The 18,565-nt window shown below is 68.5% G+C and carries 17 protein-coding genes and 1 pseudogene; 1 reads left to right on the top strand and 17 read right to left on the bottom strand.

Translation table 11 applies throughout. The annotated features are described in order from the left end of the window. Window positions 1-218: 218 nt before the first annotated feature. The 10 genes and pseudogenes from pyrF to QC765_RS03395 form a co-directional block, all read right to left on the bottom strand. Complete coding sequence (gene pyrF / locus QC765_RS03440; RefSeq protein ID WP_278313011.1) at window positions 219-1,079, bottom strand: orotidine-5'-phosphate decarboxylase; 861 nt, start codon at window positions 1,077-1,079, stop codon at window positions 219-221. Next, window positions 1,076-4,405, bottom strand: coding sequence for a carbamoyl-phosphate synthase large subunit (gene carB / locus QC765_RS03435; protein ID WP_278313010.1), 3,330 nt, complete (start codon window positions 4,403-4,405; stop codon window positions 1,076-1,078). The genes pyrF and carB overlap by 4 nt, the downstream gene beginning before the upstream one ends. Further along, window positions 4,405-5,571 carry a glutamine-hydrolyzing carbamoyl-phosphate synthase small subunit gene (carA, locus tag QC765_RS03430; RefSeq protein WP_278313008.1) on the bottom strand — a complete coding sequence of 389 codons (1,167 nt, stop codon included), beginning with the start codon at window positions 5,569-5,571 and terminating at the stop codon, window positions 4,405-4,407. Before carA ends, carB begins: the two co-directional genes overlap by 1 nt. Continuing rightward, window positions 5,568-6,197 (bottom strand): PH-like domain-containing protein, encoded by a 630-nt coding sequence (locus QC765_RS03425; protein WP_309297288.1) that lies wholly within the window; start codon window positions 6,195-6,197, stop codon window positions 5,568-5,570. Before QC765_RS03425 ends, carA begins: the two co-directional genes overlap by 4 nt. After that, entirely contained in the window at window positions 6,194-7,498 is a 1,305-nt protein-coding gene (locus tag QC765_RS03420; protein ID WP_278313007.1) for a dihydroorotase, read from the bottom strand. The genes QC765_RS03425 and QC765_RS03420 overlap by 4 nt, the downstream gene beginning before the upstream one ends. After that, window positions 7,495-8,436: an aspartate carbamoyltransferase catalytic subunit gene (locus QC765_RS03415; protein ID WP_278313006.1), complete on the bottom strand. Its 942-nt coding sequence runs from the start codon at window positions 8,434-8,436 to the stop codon at window positions 7,495-7,497. Before QC765_RS03415 ends, QC765_RS03420 begins: the two co-directional genes overlap by 4 nt. After that, window positions 8,436-9,038 (bottom strand): bifunctional pyr operon transcriptional regulator/uracil phosphoribosyltransferase PyrR, encoded by a 603-nt coding sequence (gene pyrR, locus QC765_RS03410; RefSeq protein ID WP_278313005.1) that lies wholly within the window; start codon window positions 9,036-9,038, stop codon window positions 8,436-8,438. Before pyrR ends, QC765_RS03415 begins: the two co-directional genes overlap by 1 nt. A 279-nt stretch (window positions 9,039-9,317) precedes the next feature. Continuing rightward, a pseudogene (gene nusB, locus QC765_RS03405) lies at window positions 9,318-9,770 on the bottom strand (transcription antitermination factor NusB); the annotation flags it as partial. Then, the gene (efp, locus tag QC765_RS03400) at window positions 9,767-10,324 is read right to left on the bottom strand and encodes an elongation factor P (protein WP_278313004.1); all 558 of its coding nucleotides are present in this window, start codon (window positions 10,322-10,324) and stop codon (window positions 9,767-9,769) included. The gene efp and the pseudogene nusB, both read right to left, overlap by 4 nt. A 77-nt stretch (window positions 10,325-10,401) precedes the next feature. Beyond that, window positions 10,402-11,649 (bottom strand): aminopeptidase P family protein, encoded by a 1,248-nt coding sequence (locus QC765_RS03395; protein WP_373876647.1) that lies wholly within the window; start codon window positions 11,647-11,649, stop codon window positions 10,402-10,404. A gap of 43 nt (window positions 11,650-11,692) precedes the next feature. On the opposite strand from QC765_RS03395, the gene QC765_RS03390 reads away from it, so the two are divergent. Next, entirely contained in the window at window positions 11,693-12,334 is a 642-nt protein-coding gene (locus QC765_RS03390; RefSeq protein ID WP_278313003.1) for a B-4DMT family transporter, read from the top strand. 180 nt (window positions 12,335-12,514) lie between these two features. Here the strand turns inward: QC765_RS03390 and aroB are convergent, their stop codons facing one another. The 7 genes from aroB to ruvX are packed head-to-tail and all read right to left on the bottom strand — an operon-like array spanning window position 12,515 to window position 18,561. Further along, window positions 12,515-13,630 (bottom strand): 3-dehydroquinate synthase, encoded by a 1,116-nt coding sequence (gene aroB / locus QC765_RS03385; protein ID WP_278313002.1) that lies wholly within the window; start codon window positions 13,628-13,630, stop codon window positions 12,515-12,517. Then, window positions 13,627-14,196, bottom strand: a complete 570-nt coding sequence (locus QC765_RS03380; RefSeq protein WP_278313001.1) for a shikimate kinase — start codon at window positions 14,194-14,196, stop codon at window positions 13,627-13,629. The genes aroB and QC765_RS03380 overlap by 4 nt, the downstream gene beginning before the upstream one ends. Next, the gene (gene aroC, locus QC765_RS03375; RefSeq protein ID WP_373876663.1) at window positions 14,197-15,420 is read right to left on the bottom strand and encodes a chorismate synthase; all 1,224 of its coding nucleotides are present in this window, start codon (window positions 15,418-15,420) and stop codon (window positions 14,197-14,199) included. Window positions 15,421-15,441: 21 nt separating this feature from the next. Next, window positions 15,442-15,924, bottom strand: a complete 483-nt coding sequence (locus QC765_RS03370; protein ID WP_278313129.1) for a prepilin peptidase — start codon at window positions 15,922-15,924, stop codon at window positions 15,442-15,444. A gap of 15 nt (window positions 15,925-15,939) precedes the next feature. Beyond that, window positions 15,940-16,761: a shikimate dehydrogenase gene (locus QC765_RS03365; protein WP_278312999.1), complete on the bottom strand. Its 822-nt coding sequence runs from the start codon at window positions 16,759-16,761 to the stop codon at window positions 15,940-15,942. Continuing rightward, the gene (gene mltG / locus QC765_RS03360) at window positions 16,751-18,016 is read right to left on the bottom strand and encodes an endolytic transglycosylase MltG (RefSeq protein WP_278312998.1); all 1,266 of its coding nucleotides are present in this window, start codon (window positions 18,014-18,016) and stop codon (window positions 16,751-16,753) included. Before mltG ends, QC765_RS03365 begins: the two co-directional genes overlap by 11 nt. Then, window positions 18,013-18,561 carry a Holliday junction resolvase RuvX gene (gene ruvX, locus QC765_RS03355; RefSeq protein ID WP_278312997.1) on the bottom strand — a complete coding sequence of 183 codons (549 nt, stop codon included), beginning with the start codon at window positions 18,559-18,561 and terminating at the stop codon, window positions 18,013-18,015. Before ruvX ends, mltG begins: the two co-directional genes overlap by 4 nt. Window positions 18,562-18,565 lie beyond the last annotated feature (4 nt).

Here is an 18,565-nt window from a genome sequence, read left to right as displayed (position 1 = left end):
CGCCGCGAGGACGCGGCGGGAGCGACCGTACACACCGGGCCGCATCGGATACTTCTATCCTGGTCCAGCGTGGCGGTCTCGCGCGCTTGGAAACGCGCATCGACCATACCGCGCTGACCGGGCACAATGCGCCCTCGCTCCACGACACGCTGGGAAAACACGAAATATCGTTATTTTCGGCGGGCCACACCACCGATCAGTGTGGCGCAGGCCACTCCCTAGGCGCTAGCGAGGAACCGGAACTGCTCGATCATGCGTAGCGCTGCATTACGAACCGCCCCGATCGATGGCCCTGACCTGAGGATATCCCGCGAGACAGCGGGAAGCGCAAGCCGGGCGCTTGGGCCGAGGATCCGTGCGACATCCGCCGCGGTGCCGCCCTGGGCCCCCACGCCCGGGAGCAGCACCGGGCCGCTGAGGCCGGAGAGGTCCGGCACGTCGCCGAGCGTCGCGCCGACGACAACGCCGATCGAGCCCATCGGCTCGGCCCCGGCATTGAGCGCGGCGACCTCATCGACGATGCCCTGGGCGACCGTCCTGCCCGTCGCGGTGGTGGCACGCTGCACCGATGCGCCCTCCGGATTGGAGGTGGCGGCGAGCACGAATGCCCCGCGCCCGGTGGCCCTCGCGAGGGCCAGGGCCGGTTCCAGCGAGCCGAGCCCGAGATAGGGCGACACTGTCACGGCGTCCGCGGCGAGCGGCGAGCGATCATCGAGCCAGGCGCGCGCGTAGGCCGCCATGGTCGAGCCGATGTCCCCGCGCTTGGCGTCCGCGAGCACGAGAGCACCAGATTCCCGCAGCGCCCCCATCGTGTTCTCCAGGACGCGGATCCCGGCCGAGCCGTGCGCCTCATAGAACGCCACCTGTGGCTTGACCACGGCCGCGATGCCGCCGAACGCCTCCACGCAGATGTCGCTGAAGCGCGCGAGCCCCTCGGCGTCGTCGGCGAGCCCCCACTGCTCGAGCAGCGCCGCGTGGGGGTCGATGCCCACGCACAGCGGGCCCCGCTCGGCAGTGGCGTTCCAGAGCCTCTCCCCGAAGGAGCGCCGTCCGCGAGGATCCCCCGCGGTGCCGCTCATCCGCGCAGGACCTTGTGCAGCACCTGGAGCGGTTGCACACCGATGTCACCGCGCCGCAGCGCCTCGATGCCCTGCACGGCCGCCGCGGCACCCTGCACGGTGGTGATGCACGGGGTGGAGGTGGCCACGGCCGCGTTGCGGATCTCGTAGCCATCGACCCGGGGGCCCGAGTTGCCGTAGGGGGTGTTGATGATCATGTCGACCTCGCCGTCGCGGATCTGGTCGACGATCGTGCGCTCGCCCTCGGCCAGCGTCTCGCCCGATAGCTTGCGCACCTCGGTGCAGGGGATGCCGTTGCGGCGCAGGATCTCCCCGGTGCCCCGGGTCGCGAGGATCGTGAACCCAAGATCGGCGAGGCGCTTGACGGGGAAGATCAGCGAGCGCTTGTCCCGGTTGGCGACCGAGACGAACACGGTGCCCTCGGTGGGCAGCGGCCCGTAGGCTCCGGCCTGGCTCTTGGCGAACGCGGTACCGAAGTCGGCGTCGATGCCCATGACCTCGCCGGTGGACTTCATCTCGGGGCCGAGCAGCGTATCGACACCGGTGCCGTCCGCGCGACGGAAGCGGTTGAACGGCAGCACGGCTTCCTTGACCGCGATCGCCGAGTTCACCGGCATGGTGCCGCCATCGCCCTCGGCCGGGAGGATCCCCGCCCGGCGCAGTTCCGCGATGGATTCGCCGAGCATCACGCGCGCGGCGGCCTTCGCGAGCGGCACCGCGGTCGCCTTGGACACGAAGGGGACGGTGCGGCTTGCCCGCGGATTGGCCTCGAGCACGTACAGCACATCGTCCTTGAGCGCGTACTGCACGTTGAGCAGACCCTTCACGCCGATCCCGGCGGCGAGGGCCTCGGTGGAGCGGCGCACGGTCTCGAGGTCGGAGCGGCCCAGCGTGATCGGGGGCAGGGCGCACGCCGAGTCGCCGGAGTGGATGCCAGCCTCCTCGATGTGCTCCATCACGCCACCGATGAATACCTCGGTGCCGTCGCACAGCGCGTCGACGTCGATCTCGATGGCGTCGTCGAGGAACTTGTCGACGAGAACCGGATGATCGGCGGTGAGCTCGGTCGACCGCGAGATGTAGTCCTCGAGGGACTTCTCGTCGTAGACGATCTCCATGCCGCGGCCACCCAGCACGTACGACGGCCGCACCAGCACGGGATAGCCGATATCGGCGGCGACGGCGCGGGCCTGCGGGAAGCTTGTCGCGGTGCCGAACCGAGGGGCGGGAAGCCCGGCGGCGTTGAGCACCTCGCCGAACGCGCCGCGGTCCTCCGCGAGGTCGATCGCGGCGGGCGTGGTGCCCACGATCGGCACTCCTGCCTTCTCGAGCTTCTCGGCGAGCTTGAGCGGGGTCTGCCCGCCCAGCTGCACGATCACCCCGGCAACGGTGCCGGACTGGGACTCCGCGTGGTAGACCTCGAGCACATCCTCGAGCGTGAGCGGCTCGAAGTACAGGCGGTCCGCGGTGTCATAGTCGGTGGAGACGGTCTCCGGGTTGCAGTTGACCATGACGGTCTCGTACCCCGCCTCGGTGAGCGTGAGCGCGGCGTGGACGCACGAGTAGTCGAACTCGATGCCCTGGCCGATGCGGTTGGGCCCGGAACCGAGGATGAGCACCTTGGCGCGCTCGGCCTGGGGAGCCACCTCGCTCTCCGCGGCGGGATCGAGCTCGTAGGTGGAGTAGTGGTACGGCGTCTTCGCCTCGAACTCGGCGGCACAGGTATCGACGGTCTTGTAGACGGGGCGCACGCCGAGCCGGTGGCGCAGCGTGCGGACACCTTCCTCCCCGGCCAGCTCGGTACGCAGCGCGGCGATCTGGCGGTCGGACAGCCCGGAGTTCTTGGCGCGGCGCAGCAGGTGCTCGTCGAGGACCGGCGCGGCGAGCAGTTCCTCGCGGAGGTCGAGCAGGGCCGCGATCTCGGAGATGAACCAGGGATCGATCTTGGTGGCCTCGAAGACCTGCTCCTCGGTCGCCCCCATGCGCAGTGCCTGCTCGACGCGGTAGATGCGTCCCTCGAGCGGGGTGCGGATGTTGTCGAGCACAGCGTCGAGGGTGTCGAGCGCGGGATCGTCGGGGCTGGTCCAGAATCCAGCGGCGCTGGTCTCCATGGAGCGCAGGACCTTGCCGAGGGCCTCGCGGAAGCTACGGCCGAGCGACATGGCCTCGCCGACGGACTTCATCGTGGTGGTCAGTGTCGCGTCGGCGCCGGGGAACTTCTCGAACGCGAACCGCGGCGCCTTGACCACGACGTAGTCGAGGGTGGGCTCGAAGCTAGCGGGGGTCTCCCGGGTGATGTCATTGACGATCTCATCAAGCGTGTAGCCGATGGCGAGCTTGGCGGCGATCTTGGCGATCGGGAAGCCCGTGGCCTTCGATGCGAGCGCGGAGGAGCGGGAGACGCGCGGGTTCATCTCGATGACGATCAGGCGGCCGTCTTCCGGGTTGATGGCGAACTGGATGTTGCAGCCACCGGTGTCCACGCCGACCTCGCGAAGGATCGCGATGCCCACGTCCCGCATGTGCTGGTACTCGCGATCGGTGAGGGTCATCGCGGGCGCCACGGTGATCGAATCACCGGTGTGCACGCCCATTGGGTCGAGGTTCTCGATCGAGCAGACGATCACGACATTGTCGCGGCCGTCGCGCATGAGCTCGAGCTCGTACTCCTTCCAGCCGAGGATGGATTCCTCGATGAGCACGTTCGCCGTCGGCGAGGCGTTGATGCCCCCGCCGGCGATCCGCTCGAGGTCCTTCTGGTTGTAGGCGAGGCCGGAGCCAAGCCCGCCCATGGTGAAGCTGGGGCGCACCACGACAGGGAAGCCGAGCTCGTCGACGGTGTCGTTGACCTGGTCCATCGTGTAGCAGACGCGGGAGCGGGCGGATTCCCCGCCGATCTTGGCGACGATGTCCTTGAACTTCTGGCGGTCCTCGCCACGCTGGATCGCCTCGAAATCGGCACCGATCAGCTCGACGTCGTACTTCTCGAGCGAGCCGCGCTCGTGCAGCGCCACGGCCGTGTTCAGGGCGGTCTGTCCACCGAGGGTGGCGAGCAGCGCGTCGATGGGGTGGCCCTCGGCGGCCTCGCGCTCGATGACCTTCTCGACGAACTCCGCGGTGATCGGCTCGACATAGGTGGCGTCAGCGAACTCGGGGTCCGTCATGATCGTCGCCGGGTTCGAGTTGACGAGGGTGACGCGCAGGCCCTCTTCCTTGAGGACGCGGCAGGCCTGCGTGCCCGAGTAGTCGAACTCGCATGCCTGGCCGATCACGATCGGGCCGGAGCCGATCACGAGTACATGCTGGAGATCCTTGCGGCGGGGCATTACGCGGTGCCTTTCTGGGCCGATGCGGTGTCGAGCTGCGTGACGAACTGGTCGAACAGGTACGCGGCGTCGTGGGGGCCCGCCGCGGCCTCGGGGTGGTACTGGACGGAGAACGCGGATCCATCGAGCAGGCGCACGCCCTCGACGGTGCCGTCGTTCGCGCAGGTGTGGCTGATCACGGCCCGCCCGAAGGGGGTGTCGAACTCCTGGCCTGCCTCGCCCTCGAGGGCGAACCCGTGGTTCTGCGCGGTGATGGCGACCCGGCCGGTGGCGTGATCGATGACCGGGATGTTGATGCCGCGATGGCCGAACTTCATCTTGTAGGTGCCCAGCCCGAGCGCGCGGCCCAGGATCTGGTTGCCGAAGCAGATGCCGAACAGTGGCAGGCGCTGGCCCAGGATTGCCTTGGTCAGCTGCACCGCGCCATCCGCCGTCGCGGGGTCGCCCGGCCCGTTGGAAAGGAACACGCCGTCTGGCTCGAGCTCGAGGATGTCCTCGAGGCTGACCGAGCTCGGCACCACATGCACGCGCACGCCACGCTGGGCGAGCATGCGCGGGGTGTTGGTCTTGATACCGAGATCGACAGCGACGATGGTGGCGCGGGGAGCGCCGTCGGGCTCGATGACGTACGTGCTGGCGGTGGATACCTCGGCGGAGAGATCAGCACCGAGCATCGACGGCTGGTTGCGGACGCGGTCGAGGAGGTCCTCATCGCTCGCGAGCTCCGCGCCGGAGAACACGCCAGCGCGCATCGCGCCGAAGTTGCGCAGGTGGCGCACCACGGCACGGGTGTCGATCCCCTGGATGCCGACGATGCCCTGCAGCTCGAGCTCCTCCTGCAGGCTGTGGCTCGCGCGATAGTTCGACACCACGCGTGTGGCCTCGCGGATGGCGTAGCCGGCCACCCAGATCTTGCCGGCGGGGCCGGCTGACTCGCAGCCACGCGAGCCGAAGGACTCGCTGTCCTCCAGGTTCCAGCCAGTGTTTCCGATCTGCGGAGCCGTGGCCACCACGATCTGCCGGTGGTAGCTCGGATCGGTCAATGTCTCCTGGTAGCCGGTCATCCCGGTGCTGAACACCGCCTCGCCGAGGGTCTGTCCTTCCGCCCCGAACGCACGGCCCCGATAGATCTTGCCGTCCTCGAGGACCAGAGCTGCTTCGCTCACCCGTCTACACCGTTCTTTCCGTTGGTCCCATTGTTTTCCCGCGCGGCCGGGTCATCAGGTGCCGCGGGGCTGCTTGTCGTGCCGTCACTGCTGGATGGCCCAGTGGGCGATCCAGTGGTCGATCCGGTGGTCGGTCCGGAATCGTGCTGCCAGAGCGCCATCCACTTCGGATACTCGTTCTTGTCGACGGCCCGGAAGCCACTGTCGATCTCCGCCCCGGTGCTGGTGCGCCAGCGGATGACGAGGAGCCCGTCCTTGGTCATGACCTTGCCGGCGAGTCCGCGCTCGGTGCGCAGGCCGAGGACCTGGTCCCGGGGGATCCACACATCGGACGCACCTTGCCGCGCGAGGAGCACCCCTTCCTCGAAAGCGAGCAGGTCGGTGTTCGCCCGGTCGCCCAGGTCGCCCACGGCGACCCGGTTGATCCACGACGGCGCGAGCGTCGAGCCCACGTAGAGGCCGTGGCTCGGGCCCAGCACGGGATCGCCAAGCGTCTCCGGCACGGGGGCGAGCGCTCCGACGATGCCCTCTTGCAGCTCCCCGCGCCGTCGCCACGCGCGGATCATCAGCCACACCAGGAGTGCCCAGACCGCGAACAGCGCGACGGTCAGCACGAGCCGGGTCATCGCGGGATCACCTCGCCATCGCGTGCCGTGACGCGGCCGCGCAGCATGGTCATCGTGACCCGCGCCGGCAGCTCCAGGCCCTCGAAGGGGTTGTTGCGCGAGATGCTCGCGAACTCGTCGGAGCGCACGGTCCAGCGCGCGTCCGGATCGACCAGCACCAGGTTCGCTGGCTCCCCCACCTCGATGGGCCGGCCCTGATCATGCAGCCGCACGATCTCCGCGGGCCGCTCGCTCATCACGCGCGCCACCTCGCGCCAGGTCAGCAGGCCCGGCTTGACCATCACCTCGGCAATGATCGACAAGGCCGTCTGCAGGCCCAGCATGCCTGGCCGGGCGTGCGCGAACCCGCAGCACTTGTCCTGCTCGGCATGCGGCGCGTGGTCGGTGGCCACGCAGTCGATGATCCCGGCCGCGAGCCCCGCGCGCAGTGCCTCGACGTCGGACCGCTCGCGCAGCGGCGGGTTCACCTTGTTGACGGCATCGTAGGTCTCGAGCCGCGAGTCATCGAGCAGCAGGTGATGCGGCGTCACCTCGGCGGTCAGCGAGATGCCCTGGGCCTTCGCCCACTTGACGAGCTCGACGGTGCCCGCGGTGGAGGCATGGCAGATGTGCACGCGGTAACCGGCGTCCCGGGCGAGCAGCGCATCGCGGGCGACGATCGCTTCCTCCGCTGCGCGAGGCCACCCGGCCAGGCCCAGCCGTGCCGCGGTCGGGCCCTCGTGCGCGACAGCGCCCACGGTGAGGCGAGGTTCCTCGGCGTGCTGCGCGATGAGCACGTCCAGGCCACGCGCATACTCGAGGGCGCGGCGCATGACCAGCGGATCCTCGACGCACACGCCGTCATCGGAGAACATCCGCACCCGGCCCTTGCCGCTCGCCATCGCCGCCATCTCGGTGAGCTGCTTGCCCTTGAGCCCGATGGTTACCGCGCCCACGGGGTGCACATCGACGATCCCGGCGTCCTGCCCGCGCTGCCACACGTGGTCGGTGATCACGACGTTGTCCGCGACCGGATCGGTATTGGCCATAGCGAAGACCGCGGTGTAGCCACCGAGGGCGGCGGCCGCGGAGCCCGTATCGATGGTCTCGGTGTCCTCGCGGCCTGGCTCGCGGAGGTGGGTGTGCATGTCGACCAGCCCAGGCAGCAGGATCCTGCCAGTGCCGTCGATCTCGGTCGCGCCCTTGGGAAGATCGAGGCCAGCACCGATGGCGGTAATGACGCCGTCGGCGATGGCGATGTCCACCGGCTCGCCCTCGCCGTACGGGCGGGCCCCTCGAATGATGGTCGGATTGCTCGTCATATTTTCTCCTCCACCCCGACCAGGAGCCGGAACAGCACGGCCATGCGGACGTGCACACCGTTGGCGACCTGGTCGAGCACCGTGGACTGGGGCGAGTCCGCCACGGAGTAGCCGATCTCCATGCCGCGGACCATCGGGCCGGGGTGCATCACTACAGCATGCTCGGGCAGCATCGCGCGGCGCCGCTCGTTGAGCCCGTAGGTGATGGCGTACTCGCGCGCGGAGGGGAAGAAACCGCCGTTCATGCGCTCGGCCTGCACGCGCAGCATCATCACGGCGTCCGCCGCGGGGAGCTCGGCGTCGAGGCTGTAGCCGACGGTGACGGGCCATTCGTGCACGCCCACTGGCATCAGCGTCGGTGGGCCGACCAGGATGACCTCCGCGCCGAGCTTGGACAGCAGCAGGGCATTGGAGCGGGCCACGCGGCTGTGCAGCACATCGCCGACGATCACGATCCGGCGGCCGTCGAGGCCTCCGAGCCGCTGGCGCAGCGTGTAGGCGTCGAGCAGGGCCTGCGTGGGGTGCTCATGGGTGCCGTCGCCGGCGTTGATGACAGCGGGACCGGTGCCATCGTTGGCGGTGGTCCAGCCCGCCATGAGCTGGGCCGCGCCGGAGTCGGGGTGGCGCACGATGAGCGCGTCGGCGCCGGCGCGGTGCAGCGTGAGCGCGGTGTCGCGCAGGGACTCGCCCTTGCTCACCGACGATGCGCTGATGCCGACATTGATCACGTCAGCGCTCATCCACTTGCCCGCGACCTCGAAGGAGACGCGGGTCCGCGTCGAGTTCTCGTAGAACACCGTCATGACGGTGCGGCCCCTCAGCGTCGGCAGCTTGCGCACCTCGCGCCCGGCGAGGGCCTGCTCGAACCGGGTCGCCTCGTCAAGGATGCCGGTGGCATCGTCGACGCTGAGATCATTGATGCTGAGCAGGTGCTTCATCAGGCTGCTCCTGGTGACCGGAGCACCACCGCATCCTGCCCGTCGTGCTCCGTCAGCAGCACTGAGACATCCTCGGCGCGGGCCGTGGGGATGTTCTTGCCCACGTAGTCAGCGCGGATGGGGAGCTCGCGGTGGCCACGGTCAACGAGCACGGCGAGCTGCACCACGCGCGGGCGGCCAACATCCCGGAGCGCATCGAGCGCCGAGCGGACGGTGCGGCCGGAGAACAGCACATCGTCGACGAGGATGACAACGCAATTGTCAACGCCGCCAACGGGCATCGAGGTGCGCTCAAGGGGGCGATGCGGCTTGTTGCGCAGATCGTCGCGGTACAGGGTGGTATCGAGCGACCCGATGGGAACCTCGACGCCGGAGAATTCCTTGATGCGATCCGCGAGGCGTTGCGCGAGAGTGGTACCCCGGGTGGGGATGCCGACGAGCATCACGGGGGTGCCCTGGGGCTGATCGAGAGCGGTCTTCTCGATGATCTGGTGCGCGATCCGCGCCACCGTCCGCTTCACGTCCGCAGCAGACAGCAGCTCCCGCCCATCCGCGCGTGCGGATTGCGTGGCTGGTGCTGCAGACGATTCGTCTGGGCTCACCCAGGCCTCCTTCTCCGCCTCACTGGACGGATCGTTAAAGGATGTCGTTCTGCTTCCGCGACTCTACCAGTCGCGGTCTGCCGCCGTGGTATCGGTTGCCGCGGTATCGGTATCAGTCCCAGCGGCGGGCCCAGCGCCGCTCGCCGCGTCATCAGCAGCGCCCGCGAGAGCGGATGGATCGTCGGCGTGTTCCGCAGCCTCGGGCAGCTCGTCAGCGGGTTCCGCGTCCTCGGCCTGGTCCGCGACGGACGCCTGCGCGGCCACAGTCTCCTCCAGCCGAGCATCGGCTTCCCGCATCGCTGGAACGATGTGCACCAGGTGCCCGAGCACGCCGTTGATGAATCCGGGGGAGTCGTCGGTCGACAATTCCTTGGCCAGCTCTACCGCTTCGTCAACGGCAACGCCGGGAGGCACGTCCTCGGCGTACAGCAGCTCCCAGGCTGCCGCTCGCATGATCGCGCGATCCACCGCGGGCAACCGCTCCAGCGTCCACTCGTGCAGGTGGGAGGCGATCAGGTCGTCGATCCTGGCCTGATTGCTCACGACACCGCTCACGAGCGCGTGGGTGTAGTCCGCGATCGGTGGGACGACCTCGGCACGGGCCAATGCCGCGCGCTCGCCGAGGACTACCGTGGCGACCTCGCCCCGGGCCTCCGACTCGAACAGCATCTCCACTGCCCGGCGGCGCGCCTTATGACGTGCGCCGAGCTTCTTGTAACGATTGCTGGTCACGCGCGACCAAGGTAGCTGCCGTCACGGGAATCCACCTTCAGCTTCTCGCCCGTGGTGACGAACAATGGAACCTGGATCTCGGCGCCGGTCTCCAGCGTGGCGGGCTTGGAACCGCCCGTGGAGCGATCGCCCTGCAGGCCGGGATCAGTGTGCTGGACGACAAGCTCGACCGTCACCGGCAGTTCCACGTACAGCGGCTCGTTGTCATGGGTGGCCACCTGCACGACCGTGTTCTCGAGAAGGAATCGCGCGCCGTCGCCGACCGTCGCCTCGCTGATGTGGATCTGCTCGAACGTCTGGCCATCCATGAACACGAAATCGTTGCCATCGCGGTACAGGTAGGTCATGTCGCGGCGGTCGACGGTGGCGACCTCGACCTTCACGCCAGCGTTCCAGGTCTTGTCGACCGTCTTGCCCGACATCACGTTCTTGAGCTTCGTGCGGACGAACGCCGGCCCCTTGCCGGGCTTGACATGCTGGAACTCGGTGATCTGCCACAACTGGGCATCGATCTTGAGGACTAGCCCGTTCTTGAAATCAGCAGTCGATGCCACGACGTGTTTCTCCTGTAAAAGTGTGGTGGTTCAATCGTTGGCGCCCCGGCCAGCCGGCCGCGGACCTAGAGACTTCCCTAGATGGCAAGGAGCTCCCTGGTCGTGGTCGTCAGCACTGCGGGACCTCCCCCGCCGGCCATGCCCTCGGCCACCGCGGCCGTGATGACCACGGTGTCCTCGATCCTGACCCCACCGCGGCCTGGCAGGTATATTCCGGGTTCCACGGTGATAGCAGTGTTGCAGAGTAGTCTACCGTCGGCATTCCGCGCCACCGAGGGCGCCTCGTGGATCTCCAGGCCAACGCCATGCCCGGTGCTATGAACGAAGTGATCACCATGCCCCGCAGCGGCGATCACCGCGCGCGACGCGCCATCGACATCCCCGGTCAATCCTCCCTCCACGGCGGCTGCGCGGCCCGCTTCCTGCGCCTCGCGAACAATGTCATGGATCCGCTGCTGCCAGGGCTCCGGTCGCGCCCCTACCACGACCGTGCGCGTCATGTCCGAGTGATACCCGCCCACCACGGCACCAAAGTCCATCTTGACGAGGTCGCCCCGCTCGATCAGCGAATCGGTGGGCCGGTGGTGCGGCACGGCCGAGTGGGCACCAGCCGCGATGATCGTCTCGAAGGCGATCCCCTCAGCGCCCTCCTCATGCATGAGCCATTCCAGCTTCCGCGCGACCAGCCGCTCGGGCTCCCCGGGGCGCAATGCCCCGGAGTCGATCAGCCGGGCCAGGGCCCGGTCCGCAACGCCGCACGCGGCTTCGAGCGAGGCGAGCTCGGCGGCATCCTTGACGATGCGCAGCTCCTCGACAATCCCTCGCGTGCCGAACAGCTCGATGCCTGCGGCCTGGCCGACTAGTTGCTCGTGCTGCGCCACGGTGACGGTGCCGCTCTCGAAGGCCAGCCGTCCGTTGAACCGTTCCGCGGCGAGGGTGGCCAGCCGGAGCGCGCCAGATCGTGCCATCTCGACAGCAAGGCCCGGCGCCTGCTGCGCCACCTGGGTCGTGTATCGCCCATCCGTGGCGATCACGGTGGCGCGATCCCCGCCATGCTGGTCACTGGCGACGAGCAATGCCGCATGGGATCCCGTGAAACCCGTCAAGTAGCGCACGTTCACGAGATTGGTCACCAGGATCGCGTCGATCCCTTCTTCCTCCAGCACCGTTCGCAGGCGCTCGCGACGATGCGCGAACGCCTCTGGGCCAGCCATGATCGAAGTCACGTCGAGATCTCCCCGTTCCTTGCCGTCCCAGCGATGTCCAGCACCGACGATACCGGTGCGCGCGCGCTGTGACGGGAACCATTCACCGATACCGGGCATGGGATGTCACACATCACGGTCGCATAACCGCTACCCTGCTTCTATGAACTTGTGGCTCATCCGTGGTTTGATCCTCGCGGCCGTCGTTGTCTTCGTCCGGGCAGTGCTCGGCTACGGGATCTACGCCTGGCCCGAATCCGGTTCCACCCAGCGCTATATCGCCATCCTTGTCGTGATGATCGCGGCGCTCGCCTGGCCTTTCTTCGACGGCTACGCCGACGCGAAAGAGTTCGAGGACGAGGAGGATCGTGCAGATCTCACGCTGCTGTGGCTGAAATCGGCCGGAGTGGCGGGCGTCGTCTCCGGCTTTGTCTCCTGGCTGCTGTGGTTCATCCTTCCGGGCATCGGTAGCGGCAACCTGATCATCGAGGTCACCATCGGCGCGGGATTCATGCTGCTCATGCTGTCGATTCCCGCGCAGATCGGCATTCTCCTTGGGCGGGTCTTCGGTTCCCGGGCGCGGCGCCGGTCGACCGAGCCGGAGCCCGAGGACGAGTACGGGCGGCATCCCATTCATGCGCACCACCAGAAGGAGCCGATCCTCGCCGGTTCGCACCGCTCGGACGCCCATCACGGGGACGCACAGCACGGGGAAGCGCAGCATAGCGATTCCGAGCACGCAGGTGAGTATCGCGACTCCGATTTCGCCGCGGAGCGCGCCACGGACCGCGACGACAAGCGGTAGTCTCACAAGCCCAAGACTGCTCAACGAGGGGAAGCCTGCACCACATGGTGCAGGCTTCCCCTCGTTGTCAGAGGCCGACGAGTGTGCGAAGAACGACCGTTTCAGCCCGGCACACCGACGGTTATCGCACACTCGTCGGCGCGCCGGCGCTATCCGCGACAGCTCACAGCAGATGGATCGTCACAGCATGATCGCGCCCGACTGCGGGGGCGCGTCGTCCTCCCGCGCCACGACGGAGTACGCGGCCGCGAGCAGCGAGGGATCGGGAGCCTCGAGCCGTCCTGGCTTGGCGAGCCCGTCGAGGACCACGAAGCGCAGCATCCCGGCGCGGTTCTTCTTGTCCGTGCGCATGCCGTTCATCAGGTCGGTGAACGCGTCGGGGTCATAGCTGACGGGCAGGCCGATGAGCTTGAGGATGCGGGCGTGACGATCAGCGGTCTCGTCGTCGAGCCGACCGGCAAGCCGACCGAGCTCGGCCGCGAAAACCAGGCCCACCGCCACAGCGGCGCCGTGGCGCCAGCGGTAGCGCTCCCGCCGCTCCAGCGCATGGCCGAGGGTATGGCCGTAGTTGAGGATCTCCCGCAGGTTCGATTCCTTCAGGTCCGCGGCAACGACCTTGGCCTTCACCTCGACCGAGCGGCGGATGAGCTCGGGAAGGACCTCTCCGGTGGGGTCGAGGGCGGCCTCGGGGTCCGACTCGATCAGATCGAGGATCACCGGATCCGCGATGAAGCCGGCCTTGACGATCTCCGCCATGCCAGCGACGATCTCGTTGCGCGGAAGGGTCTCCAGGGTCACGAGATCCACGAATACCGCGGACGGCTCGTGGAAGACTCCCACGAGGTTCTTGCCAGCCTCGGTGTTGATCCCGGTCTTGCCGCCCACCGCGGCATCGACCATCGCGAGCAGAGTGGTGGGCACATGCACAACGCGGACCCCGCGCATCCAGGTGCCGGCGATGAAGCCCGCGAGGTCAGTGGCTGCCCCGCCGCCCAGGCTGATGATGGCATCGCTGCGGGACAGGCCGATGCGGCCCAGCACCTCCCAGCAGAATCCTGCCACCGCGAGCTCCTTGCCGTCCTCGGCGTCGGGGATCTCGATGCGATGCGCCTCGGCGCCGGCTTCCTCGAGCGCCGCGCGCAAGGCCTCGGCCGTCTCGCCGAGCGGGGGCTGGTAGAACACGGCGATAGTCCGGACGCCCTTGAGCTCGTCGACGATATCGCCGAGCAGGCCGCGGCCGATCACCACCGGATATGGCTGCTCGGTGGCCACCTCGACCCGAATAGGCTCGCTCACTGCTGCTCCTCTGCTCGTTTCTCGCGGCGCTTCCCGTTCGGCCAGCGCGTTCGTGCTTTGTCATTGTCCAGCTTGCGCACGATGTACTGCACCACGCGACCGGGACTGCGCCCCTCCGTGCGTACCCGCATGGTGGCGACCTTGCGGTAGATCGGTCGCCGGACGCGCATCAGCGCACGATACCGCTCCCCGGGATCAGCACCATTGAGCAGGGGCCGCGACGAGTTAGCACCGGTGCGCCGCAGTCCCTCCGTCACGCTGATCTCCAGGTAGATCACGGTGAGACCGTTGAGGACCTCCTGCGTGGCGGCCGAGAGCACCGCTCCCCCGCCCAGCGAGACGACTCCGCTCTGCTCGGCGATCGCGCGCGCGACAACCTGTTCCTCGATGGCGCGGAAGCCCGGCTCGCCGTCCTCCGCGAAGATGGAGGTGATGCTGCGGCCGGTCTCGCGCTCGATCGCTGCGTCAGTGTCGTAGAAGGTGACCCCGAGTGCCGAGGCCAGCCTTCGCCCGATGGTTGACTTCCCCGCTCCGGGTGGGCCGACCAGGACTGCTCGTGGGGCCACTCAGACCGGCTCCCCCGAGGCAGCGCGCCGCCGCTCCTCCCAGCGCATCCGCTCGTCGATCTCAGCCAGGTAGGCCTCGACGTTGCGGGTCGTCTCGGCGAGCGAGTCGCCACCGAACTTCTCGAGCACGGCCTGGGCGACCACGAGTGCCACCATGGATTCCGCCACCACTCCCGCGGCGGGAACAGCGCACACGTCGGAGCGCTGATGGATGGCCACGGCCTCGTCGCCCGTGCTCATATCGATGGTGCGCAAGGCCCGGGGAACGGTGGAGATCGGCTTCATGGCGGCGCGCACGCGCAGGGGCTGGCCATTGGTCATGCCGCCCTCGAGCCCGCCCGCGCGGTTCGACAAGCGCAGCACCCCGTCCGGGCCGGGCGTCATCTCGTCGTGGGCGGCCGAGCCGCGGCGCCGCGAGGTCTCGAAGCCATCACCGATCTCGACGCCCTTGATCGCCTGGATGCCCATCAGCGCCGCCGCGAGGCGCGCATCGAGCCGGTTCTCGCCGCTGATGAACGAGCCCAGGCCGATCGGCAGTCCATGGACGACGACCTCGACCACTCCGCCCAGGGTATCGCCAGCCCGCTTCGCCGCCTCGATCTCCTTGATCATGGCGTCCTCGGCCTCCTGGACGAGCGCGCGGACAGGGCTCGCGTCGATCGCGGCGAGATCGTCAGCGCCGGGCACCGCATCGGAAGTAGTGGCGGCGGTTCCGATGCTCACCACATGCGACACGACATCCACGCCGAGGCATTGCTTGAGGAACTGGCGGGCGACGGTTCCCACGGCGACGCGCGCCGCCGTCTCGCGGGCACTCGCGCGCTCGAGCACGGGCCGGGCATCATCGAACCCATACTTGAGCATTCCGGCAAAATCAGCATGGCCGGGCCGCGGGCGGGTGAGTGGCTCGTTGCGGGCGAGATCCGCGAGGATCGCTGGATCGACGGGATCGGGCGACATGACCTGTTCCCACTTGGGCCACTCGGTGTTGCCGACCTCGATGGCGATGGGGCCACCCAGTGTCTTGCCGTGGCGCAGCCCGCCGAGCGGGGTGACCTTGTCGGCCTCGAACTTCATGCGCGCGCCACGGCCGTAGCCGAGGCGGCGGCGCGCGAGGTTCTCGGCGATATCGTTCGATGTCACCTCGACGCCCGCCACCATGCCCTCGAGCATGGCGACCAGGGCGGGTCCGTGTGATTCTCCGGCAGTTATCCAGCGCAGCACGTGTTCCATCTTCCCACGAGTTCAGGACGGTCCCGGCACCATCCCCTGCGCGAGAGCCACGCCATGCGCCAGGATGAGCGCGACCGCGGTGGCTCCACAGAGCGAAGGTCCGTGTGGCAAGCGTATACGGCCCAGGCTATCGCCCGCACCGGCCCCACGGTCGCGCGCAGCGATCACGGCGCCGGCCAGTATCGTCAGGACGGGCGCGGCGACCGCGACGATGAACCATGCGGTTGCCCCGTGCGGGCCGGCCAGCGCGCCGAGGCCGAGGGCCAGCTTGACATCTCCACCGCCCATCGATCGGGGCGAGAGCAGGTGCGGCACGAGGTAGAGCAGGCCAAGCAGCAGCCCGCCGAGCAACGCCGGGACACCATGCCCCATTGCAGTAGAGATGACGAGAATCACTACGGCACCAGGCAGGGTCAGCCAGTTCGGCAGGCGATGCTGCCGCAGGTCGAACCAGGCCAGGACCGTCATCCACGGCACCGCCGCAGCGGCGAGCAGGAGCATGAGCCAGCGTCAGGAGGTCTCGTCCAGCGCGGCGAGCATCGCCTCACGTGGGGCGGGGCGGCCGGTGAACTGCTCGACCTGCCCGTAGGCCTGATTGAGGAGCATGCTGCGGCCACCGACAACCTGGCCACCTCGAGCCGCGACCTCCCGGGCCAGAGGGGTCGGCCAGGGATGGTAGATGACGTCGAGGACGCGGGAGGCGCGGGCCGCTCCCGCGGCGTGCGGCTCCATCGCACCGGCGGGGATTGTGCTGATCAGCACATCGCTCGCGGCTGCCACTCCCGGCAGGGCATCGAACGGCGCCCAGTCGGTGTCGAGGCCCGCGGCCCGGCCGCATTCCACGGTCCCTGCCGCCCGGCCCTCGTCCCGCGCGATGACGGTGGCGCTCTCCGTGCCGAGCGCGGCAAGGGCCGCGAGGGCCGGCCGGGCCGTGCCTCCTGCCCCAACGATGACCGCCCGGCGAGCGTCTCCGGCGCCGAGGCCAAGCTCCGCGAGCGCGCCCACCACACCATCGATATCGGTGCAGTCCGCCCGCCATCCGTCCGCAGTCCGGACCAGGGTATTCGCGGAACCCACCATCAGTGCCCGTTCGGTCTGCTCGGTAGCGAACCGCAGCGCCTCGGTCTTGCCCGGCATGGTGACCGACAGCCCCACCCATTCGGGGCCAAGACCAGAGACTATCCGCGCGAGCTCCCCGGCGGGGCACTCGATGCGGTCATAGGTCCAGCCGTCGAGGCCCAGCGCGCGGTAGGCGGCCGCGTGCAGCAGCGGCGAGAGCGAGTGGCTGATGGGACTACCCAGCACTGCGGCCTTGCGCGGCTCACCGGCCACTCGAGAACACTCCGTTCTGCGAGGCGATGTCCACCTGGCGCTGATGCTCCTCGTAGGTATTGGTGAAGACGGTCGTTCCCTCGAGGTCGATGGTGACGAAGTAGATCCAGTCGCCTTCCGCGGGGTTCTCCGTCGCTTGCAGCGCCTCCACGCTCGGCGAGCTGATCGGGGTCTGGGGCAGGCCCAGCTTGGCGTAGGTGTTCCACGGGGTCACGCGGGCACGATCGGCGTCGGTGGTCCCGATCTCGACGGAATCGAGGGCATAGTTCACGGTGGAGTCGAACTGCAGCATCATGCCGATGTCGAGACGGTTCAGGATCACACGAGCCACCTTCGCGAAGTCCTCCGGCTGGGATTCCCGCTCGAGCAGCGACGCGATGACCAGGGCCTCGTACGGGGTGACGCCGATGCTCTCGCTGGTCTGCTCGATGCCCGTCGCGTCATACATGCGGCTGCTGCGGTCGAGCATCTCGTTGATGATCTCCATCGGGGTGCCCGAGGGGTCGATATCCCACTGCCCAGCGGCGATGAGGCCCTCGATGCGCCGTTCCGGATCCTCGGCGGCAGCGACACCCTCCCGCGCCCATTCCGGGACGCCGAGATCCTCGAGGCTGCCGTCGGCCACGGCCTGCCGGAAGTCGTCTGCCTCGTGGCAGGATCGCTCGCCGTCGAGCTCGACGCAGGACGCCTCCGCCGCCAGCGAGTAGATCCCGGGCGTGACCGCGCCCGAGGTGGAGACGATGTCATCGAGCTGGCGCCCCTCGGGGATGACGAACGAGCCAACGCGCCGCTCGGGATCGGTGAGCATGTCCACCGCGGCCGAGGCGGGGATCTGTGCCCGGACCTTGTAGTAGCCCGGCTGGATGGCATTGAGCTCATCGCTGCCATGGGCGGCTCCCATGAACGCGGCGACGCTCTTGATCACATCGCGGTCGAGCAGCGACTGCGCGATATTGGTTCCTGAATCCCCTTCGTGGACCCGGACGACCACCTCGTTGGTGCCCGATCCGGTGTAGTCGGGCGTGGGCTCGGGGCCCCGGCCGTCGAGGAACCCCTTGACCAGCCAGGCCACTCCAGCGCCCACGATCAGGAGGAGCACCAGGAAGAACACCATGCCCCGGCGGCGGCGGCGCTGACGGGCGCGCTCGCGCTCCTGCCGCACCTCCAGGGGGGTGCTGTCCTCGGGCTCGATCCAGGTAGGCCCGGCTCTGCCGCCGTGCTGCTCTCCCCAGTCGGGTCCCTGGTTGTCGCTCACTCGCGATCCTCCATCGTGGGTCGGTTCCGTGCTCGCTCGTCCAGCCATGCCTGGAGTATCGCCACGGCTGCGGCTTGGTCGATGATGCCACGCTGTTGCTTGGCCTTTTTGCCGCTCAGGCGGAGATCGCGCTGCGCGATGACGGTGGTGAGCCGCTCATCCGCCATGCGGATCGGGATGGACGTCCCAGCGCGCAAGTGCTCGACGAGCTCCACCGCCATGCGGGCGGCCACGCCGTGCTCGCCCCGCATGGTGCGGGGAAGGCCGACGATGACTTCCACCGCCTCATACTCGTCAATGATCTCAAGGATGGGGCGGATTTCACCGGATCGCGATGCATCCGTGCCCTTGCACGTGATCGTGGTGACCGGTGAGGCGAGAATGCCGTCGGGATCGCTAGCGGCGATGCCGATCCGCACGGTGCCCACGTCGATGCCGATGCGACGGCCGCGGCCAGGATCATCCGCGCCTGGCCGGTCCGGGGACACCGGGATGGAGGGATCGCTAGCCTGCTCCCCGCGCTCTTCGGGGCTCGTCGGTGGCATCAGC

This window comes from Hoyosella levis, from assembly GCF_026008515.1.
Lineage (GTDB): Bacteria > Actinomycetota > Actinomycetes > Mycobacteriales > Mycobacteriaceae > Lolliginicoccus > Lolliginicoccus levis.
This window is presented reverse-complemented; position numbering and strand designations above follow the sequence as displayed.

Bases quoted from the DNA above. Each gene is read 5' to 3' on its own strand.
- QC765_RS03390 (WP_278313003.1), top strand. From the start codon at position 11,693: ATGAACTTGTGGCTCATCCGTGGTTTGATCCTCGCGGCCGTCGTTGTC.
- carB (WP_278313010.1), bottom strand. From the start codon at position 4,405: ATGCCCCGCCGCAAGGATCTCCAGCATGTACTCGTGATCGGCTCCGGC.
- pyrF (WP_278313011.1), bottom strand. From the start codon at position 1,079: ATGAGCGGCACCGCGGGGGATCCTCGCGGACGGCGCTCCTTCGGGGAG.
- ruvX (WP_278312997.1), bottom strand. From the start codon at position 18,561: ATGCCACCGACGAGCCCCGAAGAGCGCGGGGAGCAGGCTAGCGATCCC.
- QC765_RS03415 (WP_278313006.1), bottom strand. From the start codon at position 8,436: ATGAAGCACCTGCTCAGCATCAATGATCTCAGCGTCGACGATGCCACC.
- QC765_RS03395 (WP_373876647.1), bottom strand. From the start codon at position 11,649: ATGCCCGGTATCGGTGAATGGTTCCCGTCACAGCGCGCGCGCACCGGT.
- QC765_RS03425 (WP_309297288.1), bottom strand. From the start codon at position 6,197: ATGACCCGGCTCGTGCTGACCGTCGCGCTGTTCGCGGTCTGGGCACTC.
- QC765_RS03420 (WP_278313007.1), bottom strand. From the start codon at position 7,498: ATGACGAGCAATCCGACCATCATTCGAGGGGCCCGCCCGTACGGCGAG.